This window comes from Sphingopyxis sp. H050, from assembly GCF_001468265.1.
Lineage (GTDB): Bacteria > Pseudomonadota > Alphaproteobacteria > Sphingomonadales > Sphingomonadaceae > Sphingopyxis.
Map to the genome: position 1 here is coordinate 552,077 of NZ_LNRZ01000002.1, position 25,089 is coordinate 577,165.

Annotated in this window: 22 protein-coding genes; 11 read left to right on the forward strand and 11 right to left on the reverse strand. The window is 65.8% G+C overall.

What is annotated here, in order from left to right:
• Nucleotides 1–34 precede the first annotated feature (34 nt).
• The gene (locus ATE67_RS05755) at nt 35–820 is read left to right on the forward strand and encodes an SDR family NAD(P)-dependent oxidoreductase (RefSeq protein WP_058815666.1); all 786 of its coding nucleotides are present in this window, start codon (nt 35–37) and stop codon (nt 818–820) included.
• Nucleotides 821–915: 95 nt separating this feature from the next.
• Here ATE67_RS05755 and ATE67_RS05760 read toward each other — a convergent pair whose 3' ends face one another.
• The 3 genes from ATE67_RS05760 to pgi form a co-directional block, all read right to left on the reverse strand.
• Entirely contained in the window at nt 916–1,932 is a 1,017-nt protein-coding gene (locus ATE67_RS05760; RefSeq protein WP_058815669.1) for an SDR family oxidoreductase, read from the reverse strand.
• A 161-nt stretch (nt 1,933–2,093) separates the two neighbouring features.
• Entirely contained in the window at nt 2,094–3,440 is a 1,347-nt protein-coding gene (gene gor, locus ATE67_RS05765) for a glutathione-disulfide reductase (RefSeq protein ID WP_058815671.1), read from the reverse strand.
• Between the two features lie 91 nt (nt 3,441–3,531).
• Entirely contained in the window at nt 3,532–5,037 is a 1,506-nt protein-coding gene (gene pgi, locus ATE67_RS05770; protein ID WP_058815674.1) for a glucose-6-phosphate isomerase, read from the reverse strand.
• Nucleotides 5,038–5,227: 190 nt separating this feature from the next.
• On the opposite strand from pgi, the gene lepB reads away from it, so the two are divergent.
• The 3 genes from lepB to era are packed head-to-tail and all read left to right on the forward strand — an operon-like array spanning nt 5,228 to nt 7,616.
• Complete coding sequence (gene lepB, locus ATE67_RS05775; protein ID WP_058815867.1) at nt 5,228–6,046, forward strand: signal peptidase I; 819 nt, start codon at nt 5,228–5,230, stop codon at nt 6,044–6,046.
• Nucleotides 6,043–6,726, forward strand: coding sequence for a ribonuclease III (gene rnc, locus ATE67_RS05780; protein ID WP_058815675.1), 684 nt, complete (start codon nt 6,043–6,045; stop codon nt 6,724–6,726). The genes lepB and rnc overlap by 4 nt, the downstream gene beginning before the upstream one ends.
• Nucleotides 6,723–7,616 (forward strand): GTPase Era, encoded by an 894-nt coding sequence (era, locus tag ATE67_RS05785; protein ID WP_058815677.1) that lies wholly within the window; start codon nt 6,723–6,725, stop codon nt 7,614–7,616. The genes rnc and era overlap by 4 nt, the downstream gene beginning before the upstream one ends.
• Here era and ATE67_RS05790 read toward each other — a convergent pair.
• The 5 genes from ATE67_RS05790 to plsY form a co-directional block, all read right to left on the reverse strand.
• Complete coding sequence (locus tag ATE67_RS05790) at nt 7,613–8,740, reverse strand: alpha/beta fold hydrolase (RefSeq protein WP_058815679.1); 1,128 nt, start codon at nt 8,738–8,740, stop codon at nt 7,613–7,615. The genes era and ATE67_RS05790 overlap by 4 nt on opposite strands.
• A gap of 66 nt (nt 8,741–8,806) precedes the next feature.
• On the reverse strand, nt 8,807–11,359 hold the full coding sequence (topA, locus tag ATE67_RS05795; protein ID WP_058815681.1) for a type I DNA topoisomerase: 2,553 nt from the start codon (nt 11,357–11,359) through the stop codon (nt 8,807–8,809).
• A gap of 105 nt (nt 11,360–11,464) precedes the next feature.
• Nucleotides 11,465–12,730: a vWA domain-containing protein gene (locus tag ATE67_RS05800; RefSeq protein ID WP_058815683.1), complete on the reverse strand. Its 1,266-nt coding sequence runs from the start codon at nt 12,728–12,730 to the stop codon at nt 11,465–11,467.
• A gap of 417 nt (nt 12,731–13,147) precedes the next feature.
• Complete coding sequence (gene dprA, locus ATE67_RS05805; RefSeq protein WP_058815685.1) at nt 13,148–14,233, reverse strand: DNA-processing protein DprA; 1,086 nt, start codon at nt 14,231–14,233, stop codon at nt 13,148–13,150.
• On the reverse strand, nt 14,230–14,835 hold the full coding sequence (plsY, locus tag ATE67_RS05810; protein WP_058815868.1) for a glycerol-3-phosphate 1-O-acyltransferase PlsY: 606 nt from the start codon (nt 14,833–14,835) through the stop codon (nt 14,230–14,232). Before plsY ends, dprA begins: the two co-directional genes overlap by 4 nt.
• 124 nt (nt 14,836–14,959) lie before the next feature.
• On the opposite strand from plsY, the gene murI reads away from it, so the two are divergent.
• The 3 genes from murI to ATE67_RS05825 all read left to right on the forward strand — a co-directional run bounded on the left by murI (nt 14,960) and on the right by ATE67_RS05825 (nt 17,809).
• Nucleotides 14,960–15,784: a glutamate racemase gene (gene murI / locus ATE67_RS05815; RefSeq protein WP_058815687.1), complete on the forward strand. Its 825-nt coding sequence runs from the start codon at nt 14,960–14,962 to the stop codon at nt 15,782–15,784.
• 124 nt (nt 15,785–15,908) lie between these two features.
• A complete protein-coding gene (gene hemA, locus ATE67_RS05820; protein WP_058815869.1) occupies nt 15,909–17,123 on the forward strand; it encodes a 5-aminolevulinate synthase in 1,215 nt (404 codons plus the stop codon).
• A complete protein-coding gene (locus ATE67_RS05825) occupies nt 17,120–17,809 on the forward strand; it encodes a nitroreductase (RefSeq protein WP_058815689.1) in 690 nt (229 codons plus the stop codon). Before hemA ends, ATE67_RS05825 begins: the two co-directional genes overlap by 4 nt.
• A 43-nt stretch (nt 17,810–17,852) precedes the next feature.
• Here ATE67_RS05825 and ATE67_RS05830 read toward each other — a convergent pair whose 3' ends face one another.
• Together ATE67_RS05830 and ATE67_RS05835 are read right to left on the reverse strand one after the other, a co-directional pair.
• Entirely contained in the window at nt 17,853–18,302 is a 450-nt protein-coding gene (locus ATE67_RS05830) for a hypothetical protein (RefSeq protein ID WP_058815870.1), read from the reverse strand.
• 46 nt (nt 18,303–18,348) lie between these two features.
• Nucleotides 18,349–19,338 (reverse strand): threonine ammonia-lyase, encoded by a 990-nt coding sequence (locus ATE67_RS05835; RefSeq protein WP_058815691.1) that lies wholly within the window; start codon nt 19,336–19,338, stop codon nt 18,349–18,351.
• A 65-nt stretch (nt 19,339–19,403) separates the two neighbouring features.
• Here ATE67_RS05835 and ATE67_RS05840 point away from each other — a divergent pair, with 65 nt between their 5' ends.
• The 4 genes from ATE67_RS05840 to ATE67_RS05855 all read left to right on the forward strand — a co-directional run bounded on the left by ATE67_RS05840 (nt 19,404) and on the right by ATE67_RS05855 (nt 23,411).
• Nucleotides 19,404–20,612 (forward strand): saccharopine dehydrogenase family protein, encoded by a 1,209-nt coding sequence (locus tag ATE67_RS05840; protein WP_058815693.1) that lies wholly within the window; start codon nt 19,404–19,406, stop codon nt 20,610–20,612.
• A 161-nt stretch (nt 20,613–20,773) separates the two neighbouring features.
• Entirely contained in the window at nt 20,774–21,859 is a 1,086-nt protein-coding gene (locus ATE67_RS05845; protein WP_058815695.1) for an alpha/beta fold hydrolase, read from the forward strand.
• Nucleotides 21,856–22,209: a DMT family protein gene (locus tag ATE67_RS05850; RefSeq protein WP_058815697.1), complete on the forward strand. Its 354-nt coding sequence runs from the start codon at nt 21,856–21,858 to the stop codon at nt 22,207–22,209. The genes ATE67_RS05845 and ATE67_RS05850 overlap by 4 nt, the downstream gene beginning before the upstream one ends.
• Nucleotides 22,210–22,223: 14 nt before the next feature.
• Nucleotides 22,224–23,411 (forward strand): carboxynorspermidine decarboxylase, encoded by a 1,188-nt coding sequence (locus ATE67_RS05855; RefSeq protein ID WP_058815698.1) that lies wholly within the window; start codon nt 22,224–22,226, stop codon nt 23,409–23,411.
• Here ATE67_RS05855 and ATE67_RS05860 read toward each other — a convergent pair.
• Complete coding sequence (locus tag ATE67_RS05860; protein ID WP_058815699.1) at nt 23,392–25,062, reverse strand: FAD-dependent oxidoreductase; 1,671 nt, start codon at nt 25,060–25,062, stop codon at nt 23,392–23,394. The two genes, ATE67_RS05855 and ATE67_RS05860, sit on opposite strands and share 20 nt — an antisense overlap.
• Nucleotides 25,063–25,089 lie beyond the last annotated feature (27 nt).

Below are 25,089 nucleotides of genomic sequence, written 5' to 3' on the forward strand. Positions count from 1 at the left end.
ATCAAAGCCAAACCGACGTGAAAGGCATTCCATCATGGACCTGAAACTCAAGGGCAAGACCGCCCTCGTCACCGGATCGACCGCCGGCATCGGCTTCGCCATCGCCAAGCGTCTCGCCGAAGAAGGTGTCGATGTCGTCATCACCGGACGTAACCGGCAAAAACTCGACGAAGCGGCCGCCGAACTGGCGCAGTCGGGCACGATCCGCGCGGTGCTTGCCGACCCCGCCACGGCCGAGGGCGCCGAGACGCTGATCGCTGCGGTTCCAGCGGTCGATATCCTCGTCAACAATCTCGGCATCTATGAGGCCAAGCCCTTCGCCGAGATCAGCGACGCCGACTGGCACCATATCTTCGAGGTCAATGTCGTCAGCGGGGCTCGGCTGTCGCGGCATTACTTCCCGAAGATGCTTGAAAACAACTGGGGCCGCGTCATCTTCATCGCGAGCGAAAGCGGCCTGCTGCCGCCCGCCGAGATGATCCACTACGGCATGACCAAGACCGCGCAGCTCACGATCGCGCGCGGGCTCGCCGAGCAGACCAGGGGCACGGGCGTGACGGTCAATACGGTGCTTCCGGGACCGACCCGCTCGGAAGGTATCGTCGACTTCATCAAATCGGTCGTCTCCAACCCCGACGCGCCCGAAGCCGAGCGCGAACAGGCCTTCTTCAACGAGCTGCGTCCGCTGTCGCTGATCCGCCGTCTGATCGAGGCCGACGAGATCGGGGCGATGGTAACCTATCTCGCGAGCCCGCTCGCCGCGGTCACCAACGGCGCCGCGATCCGCGCCGAAGGCGGGATCGTTCCGACGATCGCCTGATTGCCTTCTCCCCTCCCGCAAGCGGGAGGGGTCGGGGGAGGGCCTGTGACTGGACATGCCCTCCCCTAACCCCTCCCATAAATGGGAGGGGAACCTTAGACCTTCACAATTCCCCGCTCGATCAAACTCTGCGCCGTCGCGAGGATCGCTTCCTCGGGCGGCCGCATCGTCCAGCCAAGGCGCCGGACGGCATGACTGCTGTCGCCGCCGCGGACGTTGCCGAGCTCGGCGACGACCTGTTTGAGTTCGGGGCGGACGATAGCGAGCAGCTTGAGCAGCCAGGCCGGCATCTTGCGCGTCGGCACCTTGCGCGCCCGACTGCCGAGGTTGGCGGTCAGGATGTTCGCGACATCGACAAATTTCAGGAACGGCCCCGAGCAGACGAAGCGCTCGTCGCGGATCGCATCGGCCGTCAGCGCGCGATAGTGCAGGTCGGCGACGTCGCGTACGTCGATGATGCCGAAGCCGACATCGGGGCACAGCGGCACCTTGCCCTCGAGCAACTGCTTCACCACCTCGATCGAGGTCGACAGATCGTCGCTCAGCAGCGGCCCGAACACCGCGGCCGGATTGACCGAGGCGAACTCGATCCCGGGCGCCTCGGCCTTCGCCCACTCGCGTGCGGCGCGTTCGGCGACGGTCTTCGAGCGCGGATAGGGCATGACCGCCGGGTTATCGAGGTTGGTCCAGTCGGCCTCGTCATAGAGGTCGCGCCCCTGGCCATGGCCATAGGCGATCGCCGCCATCGACGAGGTCAGGACGAAGCGTTTGACGCCCGCCGCCTTCGCGAAACGCAGCGCGCGGAGAGCCCCATCGCGCGCCGGGATCACCAACTCGTCGGCATGTTTCGGGACGCCGAGCGGAAACGGCGACGCGACATGCGCGACATGGCTGCACCCCGCCATCGCCTCGGCCCAACCGGCGTCCTGTTCGAGGTCGGCGGCGAAGAAGGCGAGCTTGCCGTCGTCGACCTGGAGCCAGCCGCGCACTTCGGCCTCGCGCTTCAGGCTGCGCACCGTGGTGCGGACCTGCCAGCCGTTTTCAATCAGCTGCCGGATCAGGAAGCCCGCGATATAGCCGCTGCCTCCGGTGACCAATACCGTGCCCGCCATGCGTCCCTCCCCTCGCTTGCTAGGGGGAGTATAGGGCATCGTCGGCCAATAAAAAACCGTTCGCCCTGAGCTTGTCGAAGGGCCGCCCTTTCTTTGCGACGCCGAAAAATAAGAACGGTGCTTCGACAAGCTCAGCACGAACGGAATTGGGGTGGTCCCGCCTACTTCAGCAGCACCAGCTCCTCGGCCATGCTTGGGTGCAGCGCCACGGTCGCGTCGAAATCGGCCTTGGTCAGTCCTGCCTTCACCGCAATCGCCGCCGCCTGCAAAATCTCCGGCGCGTCCGGGCCGATCATGTGGAGCCCGACCACCTGATCGGTCGCGGCGTTGACGATCATCTTGTAGAGCGCGCGCTCGTTGCGGCCGGCGAGGACATTCTTCATCGCGCGGAAGTCGCTGGTGTAGATGCGCACCATACCCAGCTTGTTCCGCGCCTCGGCCTCGGTCATCCCGACCGCGCCGATCGGCGGATGGCTGAACACCGCGCTCGGGACATTCTGATAGTCGACGACGGTCGGCTTGCCGCCGAACACCGAGTCCGCAAACGCCTGACCCTCGCGGATCGCAACGGGTGTGAGCTGGATGCGGTTGGTGACGTCCCCGACGGCGTAGATGCTCGGCACCGAAGACTGGTTCGTGTCGTCGACCTTGATCGCGCCCTGCTCGTCGAGTTCGACCCCGACCTCTTCGAGGCCGATGCCTCTGGTATTTGGAACGCGCCCGGTCGCCATCAGCACCGCATCGACAATGAACGGCTCGCAGTTTTCCAGATGCACGGTCAGCGTGCCGTCGTCATTCTTCTCGATCGACCGGAAGGGCACGTTGAACTTGAAGTGGATGCCCTTGGTCATCGAGATCTGGAGCAGCCGGTCGCGGATCTGCTCGTCATAGCCGCGCAGGATCGTGTCGCCGCGATTGACGATCGTCACCTGGCTGCCGAACTCGTTGAAGATCCCCGCAAACTCGTTGGCGATATAGCCGCCGCCCGCGATCATGATCCGCTTGGGCAGCGTGTCCAGATGAAAGACCTCGTTCGAGGTGATGGCATGCTCGCTGCCCGGAAAGTCGGGGACGTGCGGCCAGCCGCCGGTCGCGACCAAGATGCGCCCGGCGGTCAGCTCGGTCCCGTCGGCGAGGCGCACCTTCTGCGGGCCGACGATCGTCGCGCGCGTCTTGAAGACCGTGACCTTGTGGTTGTCGAGCGTCTGGCCATAGAGGCCTTCGAGCCGGTCGACCTCGGCGAGCACATTGTCGCGCAGCACATTCCAGTCGAAGCGGAACTCGGGCACGTCCCAGCCGAAGCGGCGCGCGTCGTGGATATCCTCGGCGAAATGCGCGCCGTACACGAGCAGCTTCTTGGGCACGCAGCCGCGGATCACGCAGGTGCCGCCGACCCGATATTCCTCCGCCACCGCAACGCGCGCGCCGTGCGACGCCGCGATCCGCGACGCGCGCACACCGCCCGAACCCGCGCCGATGACGAAAAGATCGTAGTCGAACTCGCTCATGAAGGACCCCTGAAGATGACGGCTGGCATTCGCAGCGGCCGCCTATGTGGTTACGCGGGCGCAGCTTGCCAATCGAATTTTGCGCTCAGACTTATTCGGCGATGGCGGCCTGCATCAGCGCCTGCGTCGCAGGGTCGAATTCGGTCGTGCCTTCGGCGAGCCCTTTCGCCATCTCCTTGCCCAGCTCGACGCCGAACTGATCGAAGGGGTTGATGCCGAGCAGCACGGCGTTGGCGAAAACACGGTGCTCGTAAAAAGCGATCAGCGCGCCGAGGCTGCGCGGCGTCACCTGATCGAGCAGGATCGTCGTCGACGGTCGGTTGCCCGGATAGGCGCGCGCGCCGTCGTCGCTCGCCCGCCCCGTCATCAACGCCGCGCCCTGCGCGATGCAGTTCGCGACCAGCGTTTCGTGATGCGCGTCATCGAGCAGATGGTCGGGCTCGCGCGCGACGACGAATTCGACCGGGGTCAGGTGCGTACCCTGATGGAGCAGCTGGAACACCGCATGCTGCGCGTCGGTGCCCACGCCGCCCCAGGTAATCGGGGCGCTTTGCTGCGCCAGAGGCTTGCCATTGAGGGTTACCGACTTGCCGTTCGATTCCATCTCGAGCTGCTGAAGATAGGAGGGCAACAGCCGCAGCCGCTCGTCATAAGCGAAGACCGCGCGCGTCTGGCAGCCGAGGCGATTGGCGTAGATCTGATCGGCAAAAGCAGCGAGCAGGCAGATATTGTCGGCGCCGTCGGCGAGCCGGAAATGACGGTCGACCTCGGCCGCGCCCTCGAGCAGGTCGGCGAACGCGTCCCAACCGAGCGCCAGCGCCGCGGGGAAGCCGATCGACGACCAGAGCGAATAGCGTCCGCCGACAGTCTCGCTGAACGGCAGGATACGCGTCTCGTCGATCCCCCACTCCATCGCGCCTTCAGGATTGGCCGTCAGCGCGATGAAACGCCCGACCGGATCGTCGACCCCCGCCTCGTCGAGCCATTGCAGCGCCGAATTGGCGTTGAGCAAGGTTTCGGTCGTGGTGAAGGTCTTCGACGCGACCGCGACGAGCGTATAAGCGGGATCGAATTTCGCGAACGCCTCTTCAAGCGCGGCGCCGTCGACGTTCGACACCACCGCGACGTCGTAACGGTCGCTATGCCGCCCGAGCGCATCGATCAGCAGGTCGGGGCCCAGCGCCGACCCACCGATGCCGATATGGAGCAGATGGCGGATCTCACCGAAGGCTCCGGCCTCGATCGCATCGACCATCATCCGCATCCGCTGGTGGAGCGCCTGCGCGACATGCACGGATTCGGGCGCCCCCTCGCCGCGCTCGGCGCTATGCTCGGCAGCGCGGTTTTCGGTCGGGTTCGCGATCCCACCCGAGAACAGCGTCTTGCGTCGATCCGCGAAGCCCTGCGCGGTCGCGAGGCCGTTCAGAATCTCGATCGCGGTCTCGTCGAGATGCGTCTTGGCGAAGTCGAAGCGGATGTCGGCGACATTGCGCACCAGCGCCTGCAAGCGTGCCTCGGGGTTGGTCGCGACCAGATCGGTCAGCTTCCGCGGCTGCCATTCGGCGAGCGCCTGCCAGGACTGATCGGCGGTCGTCATGTCGCAAACTCCTTGGTTATGGGCCCTCGCCTCTACGCCAGCGACGGGCGCCGCGCCAGCGCCATCCGCCGATATTTGCTTGACGTGCAGACCTATTCGTCGCCAATGCGCGGGCATGACCGACGCCAGCATTACCGCCGCGAATTCGCCCGCCAGCGAACCCGGCCCGACGACGCCCGAACCCGCACCGATTTCGGCGAAGGAAGAGGCGGTCGACACGATCCGCTTCCTCGCGCTGCTGGCAATCGCGGTCCTGATTTTCCGCAGCTTTTTCCTCTCGCCCTTCAATATTCCGTCGGAATCGATGCAGCCGCGCCTGCTGATTGGCGACTATCTGCTCGTGAACAAGATGGCCTATGGCTATTCGAGATACAGCCTGCCCTTCAGCGTCCCGCTGATCCCCGGTCGCATCTTCGCGCGCACGCCCGAACGCGGCGATGTCGTCGTGTTCAAGGCGCCGCCGGTTAACGACAATGATTATATCAAGCGCGTCATCGGCCTGCCCGGCGACACAGTGCAGGTGAAGGACGGCATCGTCTGGCTGAACGGCCAGCCGCTCAAGCGCGAGCCGATGGCCGATTTCGTCATCCCGGTGACGCAAAACATGATCGACGCGTCGCGCACGACGGGCACCCTGCCCTGCTTCGCGCCCGAATTCGAGGAATTGCGCGCCGACGGTCAGCGCCAGTGCCGTTACCGGCAGTTCCGCGAAACGCTGCCCAGCGGCAAGAGCTACGCGATCCTCGACATCACGACGATCGCGGCAGACAATACCGATCCGATCACCGTGCCGGAGGGCCGCCTGTTTCTGATGGGCGACAACCGCGACCGCAGCGCCGACAGCCGATTCCCCGCGGTCGAAGACCAAGGCATCGGCCTGGTTCCCGAGGAAAATCTGGTCGGCCATGCGATGGTCAGCATGTTCTCGACCGACGGGTCGGCGAGCTGGATCAACCCGATCAGCTGGTTCACCGCAGCGCGCTGGAGCCGTATTGGGGACGGCTTTTGAACGACCGCGTTTCCGCGGAGACGATCGCAGCCATTACCGGCGCCGCACCCCGCGACCTTGGCCTCTATCACGAGGCGCTGACCCACGGCAGCAGCGGTGCGGGCGATTATCAGCGCCTTGAGTTTCTGGGCGACCGCGTATTGGGCCTCGTTATCGCTTCAGAACTGTTTCGCCGCTTTCCGAAAGCCGCCGAAGGCGAGCTGTCGTCGCGGCTGCACGCGCTCGCCTCGGGCGAAACCTGCGCGCGGATCGCGCAAGGCATGGATCTGAGCGCTCACGTCCATTTCGGGAGCCAGGCGATCGGCGACGGCGGCCGGCATAGCGACAATATCGCCGCCGACGTGCTCGAGGCCCTCATCGGCGCGCTCTGGCTCGACCTTGGCGAAGAAGCTGCGCGCGCGTTCATCGTCACCAAGTGGGGGCCCATGATCGAGGGTCAGGTCGCCGCGCCCAAGCACCCCAAGGCGGCGCTCCAGGAATGGGCGCTCGCGCGCAAGCGCAAGCCGCCCGAGTATCGCCTCGTCCGCCGCGACGGTCCGGACCATGCCCCGCGCTTTCTTGTCGCCGTCGCAGTCGGCAAGCTCGCCGAGGCCGAAGGCGAAGGCGCGTCGAAGCAGGCGGCAGAGAAAGCGGCGGCGGCGGCGCTGCTCGAACGACTGACACAGGAAGACATTAAATGACCCAGCGCTGCGGTTTCGTGGCCGTCGTCGGCGCGCCCAATGCTGGCAAATCGACCATCGTCAACGCCCTCGTCGGGCAGAAGGTCGCGATCGTCAGCCCCAAGGCGCAGACGACGCGCACCCGCCTGATGGGCGTCGCGATGGAGGGCGACACGCAGATCGTCCTGATCGACACGCCGGGTATCTTCGCGCCGACGCGCCGCCTCGACCGCGCGATGGTCGCGGCGGCATGGGGTAGCCTCGAGGAGGCCGAAGCGATCCTTGTCATGGTCGACGCCGCAGCCAAGCTGACGGGCCGCGTCGAGCGGGTGCTGGAAGGCGTCGCCAACCGGCCCGAAAAGAAATATCTGATCCTCAACAAGGTCGACCTGACCAAGAAGGACAAGTTGCTGACGATCGCGACCGAGCTCAACGCCAAGGTCGCGTTCGACGAGACGTACTTCGTCTCGGCGAGCAGTGGCGACGGGGTCGCCGAGCTCAAGGCCAATCTCGCGGCGCTGATGCCCGAGGGGCCGTGGCATTTCCCCGAGGACGAGGTCAGCGATGCGCCCGAGCGCATGCTCGCGGCCGAAATCACGCGGGAGCAGCTTTATCGCCAGCTCCACGAGGAACTACCTTATCAGTCGACGGTCGAGACCGAACTGTTCAAGACGCGTCCCGACGGCAGCGCTGAAATCCACCAGCAGATTTTCGTCGCGCGCGACACCCAGCGCGCGATCGTGCTCGGCAAGGGCGGCGCGCGCATCAAGGAAATCGGCGCCCGCGCCCGCGCCGAACTGACCGAACTGATGGGCCGCAAGGTCCACCTGTTCCTGCACGTCAAGGTCAAGGAAGACTGGGACGAAGACCGCGGCGTCTATCGCGACATGGGGCTCGACTGGGTCGACTAAATCCGTCTGCAGTCGTCGGGGGGCGGAGCCCCGTCGAAGCGCGCACTGATCCAGCTCAACGTTTCGCCGACGCTGTCTTTCGCGCTCGCGCCATGTTCGGTGCCGCGCATCTCGATCCAGCGCAGCTTCGTCTTGTTCCGGCAGACGGCCTTGGCGAACTTGCGCGTCACCGTGGGCGCGACGATCACGTCCTTGTCGCCCTGCGCCAGCAGCAGCGGCCCCGGCACCCGCGCCGGATCGACGCTGTTCGCGCGGGCGAGCGACTTCCACGGCTCGATCTGGCCGATGTCCTTGTTCCGCGTAACGCGCGCGACGGTCAGGATGCCGAGGATCGTGCCGAGCTTCGGCTTCTTCTCCAAACTGACGCAATTATTCTCGGCAAGGCGGTGGATGACGCCCGCATTGGTCTTGTTGACGATGGTGTCGAGCGAATAGCCGTAGAGCGTCGACCAGCTATGCAGTGCGAACGACAGCAGCAGCGCGCGGGCATTCTTGTCGCTGCCTTCGCGCAGGTTCGCAGCGAGATCGGTGGGCGGCGCCGCGGCGGCGGCCCCGACCAGCGTCAGGTCGGGCGCGTAGCGGCGCGCGTTGGTCGCAGTCCATAGCGCCGCATGCCCGCCCTGTGACTCGCCCCACACGGCAAAGCTGCTGCCCGCCGCCGCACCAGGAATGCCTCGCGCCGCACGCACGGCGTCGAGCACCGCGTAGGAGGTATCGTCGCCGATCAGGAACGGGTGCATCGTCGGATTGCCGAGCCCGATATAGTCGGGAGCGACGACCACATAGCCCTGCCGCACCGCGGGCTCGACCCCCGCAGAAGCACCGAAGAAATTGGGGCTGAGCGATGGCGCGCACTTCTCGGCGACGCCCCATGCGCCGTGCGTCCACGCGATCACGCGGCGCGGGCGCGGCGGGATCGCTTCCATCGGTGCGGCGACGAGTCCCGTCACCTGCATGCGCGCACCCTGCCCGTTCGTGGTCCAGTAGCTGACGCGCCACGCCTGCACGCCGGGCGGCGCGGTTGCAACCGGATCGGCGGAAATGAGCGTTCCGGGCTGCTGCGCCAGTGCGGGTACGGCGGCAACGGCAAGGAGTGTGAGCAAGGCGGCAAGCAAACGGCGCATCGAATGTCCTCCCGATGCGCCGATGCTAACATGATAAGGCGGCGGCGAAAATGCCGCGAATTAACGCTATTCCGTCGCGGCCTTCTTTTTCGCCGGGGCCTTTTTGGCCGGCGCCTTCTTGACGGCCGCTTTCTTCGCAGGAGCCTTCTTCTTGCCCTTCGCCGGTCCCTTCGCCGCGCGGGCGTCGATCAGCGCGATGGCCTCTTCCTCGGTCAGCGCGTCGGCTTCGACCGTCTTGGGCAGCGTCGCGTTGGTCGTGCCGTCGGTCACATAAGGACCGAAACGCCCTGCCATCAGCTTCATCTCGCCCCCGCTCGTCGGATGCGGGCCGAAGGTCTTGAGCGGCTCGGCCTTCGCGCGACCACCACGCCCACCGCCATTCGCGGCATCGGCGATGCGCGCCACCGCGGCGTTCATGCCGATGTCGAAGATTTCGGCGGTGCCGGTCAGCTTCGCATATTTGCCATCGTGGAGCAGATAGGGGCCATAACGACCAAGCCCCGCCATGATGACCTTGCCGCTCTCGGGATGCGTGCCGACCTCGCGCGGCAGACTCAGCAGCCGCAGCGCATAGTCGAGGTCGAAGTCTTCCGCGGGAATATCCTTCGGAATCGACGACCGCTTCGCCTCCTTGCCGTCGCCGAGCTGGATGTACGGGCCGAACCGCCCGCTGCGCTTCGACACTTCCAGCCCGCTTTCGGGGTCGGTGCCCATGACCTCGGGGCCGGCATCGCCATTGTCGGCGCCGCCCGGCTGGGCAAATTTCCGCGTGAACTTGCAGTCAGGATAGTTGCTGCACGCAATGAACGGCCCGAACTTGCCGCCGCGCAGCGCGAGCCGCCCTTTCCCGCAATTGGGGCAGAGCCGGGGATCGCTGCCGTCGCCCTTGTCGGGGAAGAGATAGGGGCCGAGAAACTCGTCGAGCGCCGCAGTGATCTCCGACGGCTTCTGCTCCATCACCTCGCCCGTGCGCGGCTTGAAGTCGCGCCAGAATCGTTCGAGCACCGCCTGCCACTGCGCGCGGCCGCCCGACACATCGTCGAGCTCTTCCTCTAGACCCGCGGTGAAATCATATTCGACGTAGCGATTGAAGAAGCGTTCGAGGAACGCGGTCAGCAGCCGCCCGCTCTCTTCGGGAATGAAGCGGTTCTTCTCGACGCGCACATAGGCGCGGTCCTTCAGCACCTGCAGGATCGCGGCATAGGTCGACGGGCGCCCGATCCCGAGTTCCTCCATCTTCTTGACGAGGCTCGCTTCCGAATAGCGCGGCGGCGGCTGCGTCTCATGGCTTTCGACCTCGACGCCGGTCTTTGCGGGCGCGTCGCCCTTGTCCATCGCCGGGAGCAGGCGCGCATCCTCGTCTTCCGCATCGTCGCGGCCTTCGTCATAGAGCGCGAGGAAGCCGGGGAATTTCACCACCTGGCCGGTCGCGCGCAGCACCGTCTTGCCGGTGCCGTCGCTCAGATCGACGCTGGTCCGCTCGAGACGCGCCGACGCCATCTGGCTCGCGAGCGCGCGCTTCCAGATCAGATCGTACAAGCGCGCATGATCGCCGCCGCCAACCTTATCCTTGCCGAAATCGGTCGGACGGATCGCCTCGTGCGCTTCCTGCGCATTCTTCGCCTTGGTCTGATATTGGCGCGGCTGATCGGGGACGTAACCGCCGTCGTAGCGCGTCGCGATCGCCTTCCGCGCCGCGCTGATCGCGCTGCCGTCCATCTGGACGCCGTCGGTCCGCATATAGGTGATCGCGCCATCCTCATAAAGGTCCTGCGCGACGCGCATCGTGTGGCTCGCGGAGAAGCCGAGCTTGCGCGCCGCCTCCTGCTGCATCGTCGAGGTCGTGAAGGGTGGCGGCGGGTTACGCGTCAGCGGTTTAGTCTCGACCGTATCGACGGTGAAATGCCCCGCCTGCACATCGGCTTCGGCAGCGCGCGCGTCGGCCTCGGTGCCGATCGACAGCCGCTCGATCTTGTCGCCGCGCCAGCGCGCCAGCCGCGCCTTGAACGGCGTCCCCGCCATCTCGAACAGCCCCGTGACCGACCAATATTGCTGCGCAACAAAGGCCTCGATCTCGCGCTCGCGCTCGACGATCATCCGCAGCGTCACCGACTGCACACGGCCTGCCGATTTGGCGCCGGGCAGCTTGCGCCACAACACCGGCGACAGGGTGAAACCGACGAGATAGTCGAGCGCACGGCGCGCACGATAGGCGTCGATCAGGTCAGTATCGAGCTCGCGCGGATGCGCCATCGCGTCGGTCACCGCCTGTTTGGTGATCGCATTGAAGGTCACGCGGTCGACGGCCTGCGGCAGCGCCTTTTTCTGGCGCAGCAGTTCCTGGACATGCCAGCTGATCGCCTCGCCCTCGCGATCGGGGTCGGTCGCGAGGATCAGGCGGTCGGCCGACTTGGCCGCGTCCTGGATGTCCTTCATCCGCTTCGCCTTGTCGGGATACATCTGCCACTGCATCGCGAAGCTGTCGTCGGGATCGACCGATCCGTCCTTGGGAGGAAGGTCGCGGACGTGGCCATAGCTGGCCAGCACCTTGAAATCACGACCGAGATATTTCTCGATCGTCTTCGCCTTGGCGGGCGATTCCACAATTACCAACTGCATTGAAAATTCGTTCCCCGGAAACTCTTACGTACGTACGCGCGAGGGTGGCGGGCGTCCGCCCCTCCCGTCAAGGGAGAAATCGGACGCCCGCTCCGGGAGGCGTGCTCAGCTATTCTGCCATTTGAAATCCGCAGGCAGGATGCATTTGCCCGCGTCATACTTGCCCACGCTGCGGATGATTTCCTGGTCCTCGGGCTCGATGCGGCGGCCGCTGATCTGGCTGTCGATCACCCGGCGAACCAGCGCGTCGAGCTTCGTCACCAGATAGCAGTCGATCGCCGGCGGCGCGTGCGGATTGCCGACGCCGCTGTCGTCGGTCAGGAACAGATAGCGCGACTGGGTCGCCGCCGCCATCGCGCGCATCGCATATTCGGCCTTGTCGGCAACGCCCGACGCGGCGACCGGGGTGATGTGGATGCGTTTGGCGCGCGCGGCCTCGGCCGCCTGCCACGTCCGTCCGAACAGCTCGTCGTGCGGCGGGGCGTCGGCCACCAGCAGCAACGACTTCACCGCATCGGGCCGCCAGTCCTGCCCCACCGCGCGGATCAGCGCCTGATCCATCGCTTCAGGATAATCGCCGCCACCGTTCGCGTCCTGTCGCGCGAGCGCACCCTGTACGCGCCCAATGTCGCGGTCGAAGGCCACGGTGCGCGTGACATAATCGTCGCCGAGATCGCGATAGAAGACGAAGCCGATCCGGATGTCGAGATCGCGATGCTTCGCGGTGATCGACGAGATGATCGAGCGCAGTTCCGACTGGAGGTAGCGGATCTCGTCGCCCATGCTGCCGGTCGTATCGACGACGAGCATCAGGTCGAGCTTGGTCGCCTTCGCCGCCGCCTGGTTCGCGGTCAGGCCGACCGTCTGGCCGCCCGGCGCATCGGCGACGAGCACCGGGCGCGCATCGGCGATTGTCCGCCCGCCCCGTCGCGCCGAAATGGTGATCCGCTCGCTCAGCCGGTCGAGGCCGGGGAAGAACACCGCGCTGCCGTCGGCTTGCGTCGCCAAGGTGATGCTGTTGCCGTCGCTGCACGTCACCACGACGTCGGCGAAGGGGATCGGCTGACCGCTGCGGTCGTTCACTTTCACCGTCACGACGCGCATCGTGTCGACCCCCGGCAGGCTGCGGATCTCCTGCCCCATATTGCCGCTGCGATTGACATAGCTCGCATAGAGTTCGGGATTGAGCAGGTCGTCATGCTCTCCCGCGGTCAGGATGCCCGACTGCGGCTGGGGCTGCGGATAGGGCCGCGGCGGCACGCTGGCGATCTTTTCCTCGCTGTAGTCGGCGGACGATCCCGGCACCGGCGGTGCGACGGCCGCTGCCGGCGACGCTTCGACGGCGCCCGACCCGCTGGCCGCGGAAACCACACGCGATCCGGTGACGACGACGTCGCGCGCGCTGCTTTCATAGGCGGCGGAGCCATCGGCGGTTCGGGGGCTATCGCCGTATCGGCGCGGACGCGACCTCCCTTGGTCTTGGTATCGACGGCGTCCATCTGTTGTTGCTGCGGCCGCGCTTCGGGATCGAGGCGCGGCAGCGGGTCGGCGTTGCGGCAGAAGCCGTCCTGCCGTGGCGGCGTCGTCGCGTTGGCGGCCGCGATCGGCAGCGGCGCCGGCGCTGCAGCCAATATCGCAGCCATCGTCACGCCGGTCAGAAGTCGGCTTCGCATCATCAATCTCCCCGTCATGTGATACAATATCATCAGCCTGTGGGTCCGTCGCTGAACCGTGGCTGAACCAAGACGAAGCGTTAGATTGCAATCGCTTGCCGCGCAGTGCGATCGATCACAGAAGCGAGACGCGCGCGCCGGCATGGCGCTCGACCCGCCCCGCCAGCTCGAGTTCAAGCAGCACGAGCTGCACCGCGGCGGCGGGCTGGCCGGACTGGCGGACGATCTCGTCGACTGCGACCGGCGTGGGGCCGAGCAGCTCGGCGATGCGGCCGCGATCGCCGTCCGAAGCCTCGCCCGATGCCGCCGGAGCTGCGAATCCGCGAACCGGCTCGCGCACCATCCGCCCGTCGATCGGCCCCACCGCTTCCAGCACATCGTCGACGTTCTGGATCAGCGTCGCGCCCTCGCGGATCAACAGATTGCAGCCCTGCGCCCGCGGGTCGAGCGGCGATCCCGGCACCGCCATCACCTCCCGGCCATAGTCGCCGGCCCGGCGGGCGGTGATCAGCGAACCGGATTTCGGCGCGGCTTCGATCACCACGGTGCCGTGGGAAAGGCCCGCGATGATGCGGTTGCGCGCCGGGAAATGCCGTGCGAGCGGCTCGGCGCCCGGAGGCTGCTCGGCAATCAACAGTTGGTCTGTCGCGATCTTTTCCTGCAGTTCGGCATTCTCGGGCGGAAACGCGACATCGATACCGCTGCCGATCACCGCGGCGGTGGCGCCGCCGAGCGCGCCGACATGCGCCGCGGTGTCGACCCCGCGCGCCAGACCGCTGACGACGGTCGCGCCGCGTGATGCCAGGTCGGCGGCGAGCTGGCGTGCAAAGCGGCACGCGACCGCCGAGGCGTTGCGGGCGCCGACGATCGCGACGCACGGCTGCCGCAGCATCGCCGTATCGCCGCGTACGGTCAGGACCGGCGGCGCGCCCTCGACTTCGCGCAGCTGGGGCGAATAATCATTCTCGTCGATGAAGACATGCCGCGCGCCCAGTTCGGCGACGCGCTCGATCTCGCGTTCGACGCTATCGACCGATGCAATGTGCAGCTTCGCGCGTCCGCCGCGTTGCGCCAGATCGGGAAGCGCCTCGATCGCCGCCTCTGCCGACCCGAAGCGCTGCATCAACTGCTGCCAGCTGACCGGGCCGACATGCGATGTGCGGATCAGGCGCAGCCGCGCCAGCCGCTCGGCAGGCGTCACGCAGACGCGTCCTTCTTCGCCCCGATGCGCGGCTCTGTCCCGGCGCGCAGCCGCGCGATATTTTCGCGATGCCGCCAGAGCACGACGACGGCGAGGCACGCGAGTCCGATGGCATAGGCCCGATGGCCGAGCGCCGCCGCCGCAATCGGCGCGGCGACAGCGCCCACCATGCCGCCGAGCGAGGAAATGCGCGTGATCAACGCAGTGCCAAGCCACGCAACCGCAAAGATCACGCCGATCGGCCAAGCAAGCGCCAGCGACAGGCCGAGCAAGGTCGCGACGCCCTTCCCGCCCCGGAACTTCAGCCACACCGGATAGCAATGACCAATCATCGCCGCCGCGCCCGCGATCATGGCGCCGTCGGCGCCGGCCTCGGGTAGCCACAGCCGCGCGAGCGCGACCGCGACCGCGCCCTTCGCCCCGTCGAGGATCAGCGTTGCCGCCGCCAGTTCCTTGCGCCCGGTCCGCAGCACGTTGGTCGCGCCGATATTGCCCGATCCGATCTGGCGCAGATCGCCCGCACCGAACAGCCGCGTCAGGATGATGCCGAACGGGATCGAGCCCAGAAGATAGCCCATCAGCACCAAAGTTGCGATCAGCATGCGCGGCGTCCCCTGCCCGCCGGAATCGCTCCGGCCTTCGTCGGGCCTTTTGGCGGCAGATAGGGGCATGGGTCAACGCCGCGCTTGCCGCAAAGCGCGCGTTTGGCGTATCGCCGCGTCCGATATGGATCATTCCCTCCCGCCCGATGCACCCGCCCCCGATGCGCCCATCCTCTTCTTCGACAGCGGCCTCGGCGGACTGACCGTGCTCGGCCCGACACGCGCGCTGCTGCCGACCGCGTCGATCGTCTATGCCGCCGACTATGCCGGTCTGCCTTATGGCCAGAAGGGCGATGACGAACTGGCGGCGCGCGTTCCCGCCCTGCTTGGCCGGCTCGTCGAGCGCTATCAGCCGCGGCTTGTCGTGATCGCCTGCAACACGGCCTCGACGATCGCGCTCGCGCACGTCCGCGCCGCGCTCGACGTCCCGATCGTCGGCACCGTTCCCGCCATCAAGCCCGCTGCCGAGATGACGAAGAGCGGGGTGATCGGCGTCCTCGGCACCGAGGCGACGGTGCGCCAGCCCTATGTCGACGACCTCAGCGCCAAATTCGCGGCTGGCAAAACCGTGCTGCGTCACGGCAGCCCGGGCCTCGTCACCGGCGCTGAAGCGAAGCTGCGCGGCGAGGCCGTCGACCCGGCGGTGATCGAGCGCGCCATCGCAGGACTGCGGGGCCAGTCCGGCGGCGAGAAGCTGGACGTCATCGTCCTTGCCTGCACCCATTTCCCGCTATTGCAGCAGGAATTGCAGGCTGAGGCAGGACCGGATATCGCGCTGATCGACGGCGCGGCGGGGATCGCGCGCCGCATCGCTTACCTGACCCGTGGGCAGAGTTGGCCCGCCGAAGCCCGGCCCGGCATCGCGGTGTTCACGCGCAGCGCCGAGCGCGCACCCCCGCCGCTCGCGGCGCTGGCGCCCTATGGCATCGGGTCGATCGAGACGATCTGAGAGGACAATTTGTCCCATAGCTGCGAATCGTTCGCACTGGCTTTCGCGGCTTTTCAACGTTATTGCGGCCCCGAATACCGTCGCCGGAGGGAGCGGCGAAGCACCTGAATTGCGGGGCTGGAACGTGAATTACAACGACATCTTCGCTCGCGCGATCGACCGGCTGCACGAAGAGGGACGCTACCGCGTCTTCATCGACATTTTGCGCAATAAGGGCGCCTTTCCCAATGCGCGCTGCTTTGCCGGGCACAACGGCCCGAAGCCGATCACCGTTTGGTGCTCGAACGACTATCTCGCGATGGGCCAGCACCCAAAGGTCATCGAAGCGATGGAGGAGGCGCTGCACGACGTCGGCGCGGGCTCGGGCGGTACGCGCAACATCGGCGGCAACACGCACTATCATGTCGATCTCGAGGCCGAACTCGCCGATCTGCACGGCAAGGACGGCGCGCTGCTCTTCACCTCGGGCTATATTTCGAACGAGGCGACGCTCGGCACGCTCGGCAAGCTGCTCCCGAACTGCATCATCTATTCGGACGAGCTCAACCACGCGTCGATGATCGCGGGCATCCGCAACTCCGGCTGCGAAAAGCGCGTATTCCGCCACAATGACCTTGAGCATCTCGAAGAATTGCTCGCCGCCGACGATCCCGAGGCGGCGAAGCTGATCGCGTTCGAGAGCGTCTATTCGATGGACGGCGACGTCGCGCCGATCCACGCGATCTGCGACCTTGCCGAGAAATATAACGCGCTCACCTATTGCGATGAAGTCCACGCCGTGGGCATGTACGGCCCGCGCGGCGGCGGCATCACCGATCGCGACGAAGCCGCGAGCCGCGTGACGATCATCGAGGGCACGCTGGGCAAGGCGTTCGGCGTGATGGGCGGCTATATCGCCGCCGACAAGAATATCATCGACGTGATCCGCAGCTATGCGCCGGGCTTCATCTTCACGACCAGCCTGTCGCCGGTGCTCGTCGCGGGCGTGCTGGCCAGCGTGCGCCATCTCAAATCCTCAAGCGTCGAGCGCGACGCGCAGCAGGCGGCCGCGGCGTACCTCAAGCAGAGCTTCCGCGACGCTGGCCTGCCGGTGATGGATTCGACAACGCATATCGTGCCGCTGATGGTCGGCGACCCGGTGCGCGCGAAGAAGATCAGCGACATCCTGCTCGCCGAGTACGGCGTCTATGTGCAGCCGATCAATTACCCCACCGTGCCGCGCGGCACCGAACGCCTGCGCTTTACGCCGGGTCCGGCGCATGACGAGGCGATGATGCGCGAGTTGACCGAGGCGCTTGCCGAAATTTGGGATCGGCTTGAGCTGCGCAAGGCCGCGTGACGACCGCACCGGGTTTTGACGAGGTAGTCAGGGGACGCCGCTCGATCCGCGGCTTCCTCGACAAGCCCGTTCCGAAAGCATTGATCGCCGAGATCCTCGAGGTCGCGATGCGTGCGCCCTCGTCGTTCAACAACCAATGCTGGAATTTCTCGGTCGTTACCGGCGCGCCGCTCGACGCGATCCGGCGCGGCAATACCGAGGGCATTCTGGCCGGCAAACCCGACAGCCGCGAGTTCCGCCGTTTTGACGGCATTGCCGAGGCGCATCGTTTTCGGCAGGTCGAGATCGCCAAGCAGCTGTTCGGCGCGATGGGCATCGCCCGCGACGACAAGGACGCGCGGCAGGACTGGGTGCTACGCGGCTTCCGCCAGTTCGACGCGCCGGTCAGCATCGTCGTGACCTATGACCGCGTGCTGCTGGGCGGCGACATCGCGCCCTTCGACTGCGGCGCCGTCACCAACGCGCTCGTCAACGCCGCCTGGTCGCGGGGGCTCGGCTGTGTGATCAACAGCCAGGGGATCATGCAATCGCCCGTCGTGCGCGAGCATGCCCGCATCCCCGACGATCAGGTGATCATGATCTGCGTCGCGCTCGGCTGGCCCGACGAGAGCTTTCCCGCCAACACCGTCGTGTCCAACCGCAAGACCGTCGAAGAAGCGGTGCGGTTCGTGGGTTTCGAGGACTAGCCCGCGAGAAACGTCGCGATCCGGGCGCCGTCCACGGTCGGTGCTAGTCGCGGCAATAGCCCTCGCCCGCCTTGACGATCAGGCATTCCTTCTTTCCAGCCAGATATTTGAGGCCGGTCTCGTCCCCGCTGCCCCGGTGCAGGCTCAGCTCTTCAGCGCCGCGCTTGAACTTGATGCCATGCTCGCTGTCCTCACCATCATAGGTGCCTTTTGTGTCCAGGTCGGACTGCATGTCCAGCTTGTATTTGCCCGGCTCTCCCGGCGTGATCGTGACGTACATCCCCTCGACGCCAGTCCACTTGCCCGCCCAGCTTGCGAAGCGGTGCGGCGCGGTTGCGGGGTCGGTCGTCTCGGCTCCCTCAGCGGGGACGGTTTCGACCGGGACTTCTTCGGTGGTCGAGGCCGTATCGGCGGGAGCAGGCGCTTCCGCCTTTTCGCAGCCGGCCAGCAATACCGCGGCCACGGCACTGGCCAGAATGATCCTCTTCTGCATCATGCTTCTCCTTTCCGGTCCAAACGCTTCGGCTTCGATAAGTTTCCTACTCGGTGATGATCTCCGCGAACTTCAACGGGTCGACATTGCCGCCGGACAGCGTGACGAGCGTAGCGTCAGTGATCGACACCTTCCCCGCGAGGACCGCTGCGAGCGCCGCCGCGCCGCCGGGTTCGACCACCAGATGCAGTTTCTCGAACGCCAGCCGCATCGCATCGCGCACTTCGCTGCGCGTCACGACAACGCCTTTCACCCCGCGGGCCTGCAGGACCGCGAAGTTGATTGGCCAGGTCTCGGGCGTCTGCAACGCGTCGCACTCGGTCGGATACGCCATATCCTCGACCGACAGAATCCGCCCCGCGGCAAGGCTGCGCGTCACATCGTCCCATCCCTCGGGCTCGACCGCGACGACCTCGGCCTCGGGCAGCGCGAGCGCCAGTCCGGCCGACAGGCCGCCGCCGCCGCAGCACGCGATGACCTTGTCGGGACCGCTCAGCCCGCGCGCCTTCATCTGCGCCGCCGCCTCGATCCCGGCGCTGCCCTGCCCCTCGATGATCCATGGATCGCCATAGGCATGGACGAGCGTCCCGCCGCGGTCGGCCAGCAGCTTCGCCGCGACCGCATCGCGCGATTCGGTGACGCGGTCGTACAGCACGACCTCGGCCCCCAGCTTGCGCGTCGCCGCCAGCTTCATCGCCGGGGCATTGCTCGGCATCACGATCGTCGCCCTGATTCCCAATCGCTTGGCCGCCCACGCGACGCCCTGCGCATGATTGCCGCTCGACACGCCCACCACACCCTCGTTCGCCTGCTCGGGCGTCAGGTCGGTCAGCCGGTGCCAAGCGCCGCGTATCTTGAACGCCCCGACGGGTTGCACGCATTCGGCCTTGCACCAGACGGTCTTGCCGTCGATCTCGAGCGGCAGCAGTGGGGTTTGCGGCAGCAAGGCAGCGACTTTCGCCGCCGCGCGTTCAACCCCTGCCAGTGTCGGCGCGCGAGCGGGGTCGATCAGGGCATCGGGGCTTTGCTGTGTCATCGCTTCGTCCTATAGGCCGCGGCATACAACACAAGCCGCTTGGGCAGGCGCAGGAGATTTTTCACATGAGCAAGGTTCTGGTGATCGGCGCAGGCGGCGTCGGTTCGGTCGCGGTGCACAAGATGGCGATGAACCCCGACATCTTCCCCGACATCACGCTCGCCAGCCGCCGCAAGTTCAAATGCGACGCGATCGCCGAATCGGTCAAGGAGCGCACCGGCGTCACGATCAAGACCGCCGAGGTCGACGCCGACCATATCGATGCCACCGCGGCCCTGATCCGGTCGATCGGCGCGACGCACGTCGTGAACCTCGCGCTCCCCTATCAGGACCTCACGATCATGGAGGCGTGCCTGTCGACCGGCGCGCATTATCTCGACACCGCCAATTACGAACCGCGCGACGAGGCGAAGTTCGAATATCACTGGCAGTGGGCCTATCACGACCGCTTCAAATCGGCGGGCCTGATGGCGCTGCTCGGTTCGGGTTTCGACCCCGGCGTGACCAGCGTCTTCACGACCTGGCTCAAAAAGCATCATTTCGACCGCATCGACACGCTCGACATTCTCGACTGCAACGGCGGCGATCACGGCCAGCATTTCGCGACCAACTTCAACCCCGAGATCAACATCCGCGAAGTGACAGCGGTCGCGCGTCACTGGGAAAATGGCGCCTGGGTCGAAACCCCGCCGATGTCGGTAACGCAGACGTTCGACTTCGAGGCGGTGGGCGAAAAGACGATGTACCTCATGTATCATGAGGAAATCGAAAGCCTGAAAACCCACCTGCCCGAGATCAAGCGCATCCGTTTCTGGATGACCTTCGGCGAAGCCTATATCACGCACCTCACCGTGCTGCAGAATGTCGGCATGACCCGCATCGACCCGGTGATCTATGAAGGCAAGGAAATCATCCCGCTCCAGTTCCTGAAAGCGGTGCTCCCCGAGCCCTCGAGCCTCGGCGAGACGACGAAAGGCAAGACCAACATCGGCGTCATCGCGACCGGCCTGGCCAAGGACGGAACGGAAAAAACGCTCTACCTCTACAACATCTGCGACCATGAAGAGGCCTATGCCGAGACCGGCAATCAGGCGGTCAGCTACACCACCGGCGTCCCTGCGATGATCGGCACCGCGATGATGGTTACCGGGACATGGAGCGGCGAAGGCGTGTTCAACATGGAGCAGTTGGACCCCGATCCCTTCATGGACATGCTGAACAAGCATGGCCTGCCCTGGCAGGTGAAGGAACTGGACGCACCGCTCGATTTCTGACGGCGCCCGATCCAAAATTGCCGCTTGCGATATAAAACCCCGTTCGTGCTGAGCCTGTCGAAGCACCGTTCTTTCTTTCGATGGCGCAAAGACAGAATGGCCATTCGACCAGCTCAGGGCGAACGGTGTATTTTTGTGCCCGAATAGTTGAGAGGCATATCATGAGACTGGTCTTCGCGATCATCACGGCGATCGCATTATCCCTCCCCGCCGCCGCCCAAACCGACGACGCCTACGCCCCGGCGCGCGCCATTGTCGCCGACATCGGCAAGATCGTCACCCCGAACGGCGTACAGGAGACCTTCGAGGTAACCCTTGGCGGCGCTCGCCAAGTGGTCAGCGTGCGCGGGTCGGACCGCGACAATCCGATCCTGATCTTCGTCCATGGCGGCCCGGGCGCGGTCGAGATGCCCTTCGCCTGGGCGTTCCAGCGGCCATGGGAGGATGTCTTCACCGTCGTTCAGTACGACCAGCGCGGCGCCGGGCGCAGCTATCCGCTGAACGACCCCGTAACGCTCGCCCCAACGATGACGCCCGAACGCTACCGCGACGACGCCATCGAACTGATCGAACTGCTCAAGAAGCGCTACGGCAAGCGCAAGGTCGTGCTGATGGGCCACAGCTGGGGCTCGATCGTCGGCCTGTCGGTCGCGGTGAAGCGCCCCGACCTCCTCTACGCCTATGTCGGCGTCGGTCAGGGCATCGATTTCCGCGACGGCGAAAAAGCCGGCATGGCTTGGACGCGGGCCCGGGCAATGGCGGCAGGCGACAAGAGAGCCGTCGCCGCGATCGACGCGCTCGCCCCCTATCCCCAAGGCGATTTCACCATCGCCAAAGCCGACGGCTGGCGCAAATATGCGATCCCCTATGGCTCACTCATCTACAACAAGCCCGACCTCACCTATTATTTCCAGACCCCCCGCCTCTCGCCCGAATATACGGAGGCCGACCGGCAGGCGTGGGGCAAGGGCAGCGAGTTTTCGGTAACTACGCTCTGGCCGCGCCTCGCCGACGTCAGCTTCAAGCCCATCCGCAAGCTCGACGTGCCGCTGATCTTCCTGCTCGGACGCCACGACTATACCGTTCCCTCGCCCGTCGCCGCCGCGTGGTTCGCACAGGCCAAGGCGCCGTCGAAAAAGCTTATCTGGCTGGAACATTCGGCCCATATGCCGATGGTCGAGGAGCCGGGGCATTTCTTCGCCGCGCTGCTCGCCGACGTACTGCCGCTGACGAAAGAGAAGAAATGACCGCCTATCTCGCGCCGATTGGCCTCCTGTTCATCTCGAACATTTTCATGACCTTGGCCTGGTACGGCCAGCTCGGCGAGGTGTCGCGGCCGATCTGGCTCGCGGTGCTGATCGCCTGGGGCATCGCCTTTTTCGAATATTGCCTCGTCATCCCGGCGAACCGCATCGGCTATGGCGTGTACAGCGCCGCCGAACTCAAGACCTTGCAAGAGGTGATCACCTTGATCATATTTGCCGGGTTCGCGGTCTTCTGGCTCGGCGAGAAGCTGACCGTGAACCATCTCGTCGGCTTCGGACTGATTGCGGCGGGGGCGTTCTTCATCTTCAAGGGGCCGATTGCGGTCTCGTAGGAATCTATAGCGACATGGAAACCCGTGCCGGCGACCCCGGAGCCTTTGCCCATTTCGACCTCAACCGCGTCCCGTCGCCCGCTTTCGTGGTCGATGCGGCAAAGGTGCGCGCGAACCTCTCGGTCCTGCGCCACATCGGCGACCAGTCGGGCGCGCGCGTGCTTGCAGCGCTCAAGGCCTTTTCGATGTGGTCGCTCGGGCCCACCGTCGCCTCCTATCTCGACGGCGTCTGCGCCTCGGGGCTCTTCGAGGCCAAGCTCGGCCGCGAGGCCTATGGCGGCCCCGACGGCAGCAAGGAGGTCGCCACCTATTGCGCCGGCTATAAGGAAGCCGACCTGCCGGAGATCGCGGCGCTGTCCGATCATCTGATCTTCAATTCGCCCGGCCAGATCGCCCGCTTCCGCCCGCTCCTCGACGCGCTGCGCGCCCAGGGCGAAAGATTCGACGTCGGCCTGCGCATCAATCCGATGCACAGCGAGGGAGAGGTCGCGAAGTACGACCCGGCCGCTCCATGCAGCCGCCTCGGCTTTCCGGTCACCCAATTGCTTCCCGAGCATATGGAGGGCGTCGACGGCATCCATATGCACAGCCTCTGCGAACAGGATTTTCCGCCGCTCGAGCGCACCTGGACCGCGGTGCAGCCGATGCTGCGTCCCTTTTTCGGTCAGCTCAAATGGATCAACTTCGGCGGCGGCCATCATGTGACGCGCGCCGACTATCAGACGGGCGACCTGATCGCCTTCCTGAAGCAGGTCCGCGCCGCGACGAATTGCGACGTCATGATCGAACCCGGCGAAGCGATCGCGCTCGACGCTGGCATCCTTGTCGGCGAGGTGCTCGACCTGTTCGACAATGGCATGCCGATCGGGATTACCGACATTTCGGCGACGTGCCACATGCCCGACGTGATCGAAGCGCCGTACCGTCCCGCGATGCTGGGCGAGGGCACCGAGGGAATGGTGACGCGCCTTGGCGGTCCCTCATGCCTCGCGGGCGACGTGATCGGCGACTATCGCCTGCCCGGCGGCGCGCGCATCGGCCAGCGCTTCGCCTTCCTCGACCAGGCGCATTATTCGATGGTGAAAACGAACACCTTCAACGGTGTGCCGTTGCCCTCGATCTGGCTGTGGGACAGCGAAACCGACGAACTCAAGCTGATCCGCGAATTCGGCTACGAGGATTTCAAGACGCGGCTGAGCTGACGTCCGCGGCCACCTCCGCCAGCGCCTGATGGATGTCGCTGACCACGACCGACCCTTCGCCGACCGACGAGGCAACGCGCTTCACCGATCCCTTGCGAACGTCGCCGATGGCATAGATGCGCGGCCAGCTGGTTTCATAGCGGCTCGGCATGCGATCGAGCGACCAGCCCGCCTTGACGAGCTCGATCGGGGCGATGTCGGCGCCGGTCTTCACGAACCCCTTGTCGTCGCAGACCATCTCCTTTGGCAGCCACATCGTGTTCGGGCTGGCGCCGAGAAAGAGAAACAGGAATTTGCAGTCGCACAGATCCTCGGCTCCCGTGTCGCGGCAGCGATAGGTCAGGCCGTCGAGCTGCCCCTCGCCGCGCAGCGCGACGACGTCGGTCGATCCGATGATCTCGATATTCGGATGCTCTTCCAGCCGCTTGACCAGATATTCGGACATGGTCTCGCGCAGGCTCTTGCGGCGAAAGATGACATAGACCTTCTTTGCGACGTCGGCGAGGTAGATCGCCCCCTGCCCCGCCGAATTGCCCGACCCGACCACCGTCACCTCGGCATTGCCGCACAGCTGGGCCTCCATCGGCGTCGCGCCATAATAGATGCCGCGGCCCTCGTAATTCTCGATCCCCTCGATCGGCAGGCTCTGATATTTCGCACCGCTCGCGACCACGACCGCTCGGCTCCGCAGCTTTCGGCCGTCGGCAAGGTGCAGGCAATAGGCGTCGCCGTCGCGCCCGATCGACGCGGCACGCACAGGCGAGACCAGCCGCGCGCCGAATTTCTGGGCCTGCACCGTCGCGCGGCGCGCCAGCTCGTTGCCCGAAATACCGGTCGGGAAGCCCAGATAATTCTCGATCTTCGACGAGGTGCCAGCCTGACCGCCCGGCGCGAGCGCGTCGAGCGCGATCACCGTCAGCCCCTCGGACGCGGCATAGACCGCCGCGGCCAAGCCTCCGGGGCCGCTGCCCACCACGAGCACGTCCGCCGTCGCGCCGTCGGGAAGCAGATCGAGTCCAAGCCCCGCCGCCAGCTGCTCCGGCGTCGGCTGGATCAGCACTTCGGCCGCACCCAGAATCGCGACCGGCAGCTGCTCCTCGGTCAGTCCGCGTTCGGCGAGCAAATGCCCGGCGACCGGCCCGTCGGCCGGGTCGAACCAGCGATGCGCGACGCCATGCTTCATCAACAGGTCGCGCATCGCATAGACGCTGCGGTCCATCGCATCGCCGATGATGATCGTCACCGCAAAGCCGCGGTGCTTGCTGAACTCGCGCCGCGCCGACAACACGCGGACAAAGATATCGGAGAAATGGGAATTGCCCGCGATCATGCGCTGGAAATCGGCATGCGCGATACGGATGATCTCGCCGTCGGCGCCCATCTCGACGCGCGACAGGTGGCGCTGTCCGGTCAGCACCGACAGGTCGCCAGCAAACTGCCCGCGCTCCATCCAGCCAACGCGCTTACGCCCGTCGTCGGTCGATGCATATATGTCGGTGTGGCCCGACAGGGTAATGATGCAATCGGGCGCCATGGCGCCCTCCTCGACAAGCAGATCGCCCGCCTTGTGCGACTCGACCGTCCCGAACGCCTTGAGCTCCTCGAGCTCCGCGTCGGTAAAATCATAATTGACGTCGGCGCGGGAGGTCATGGCGATTCTATCCTTTCGTTGGGCAGT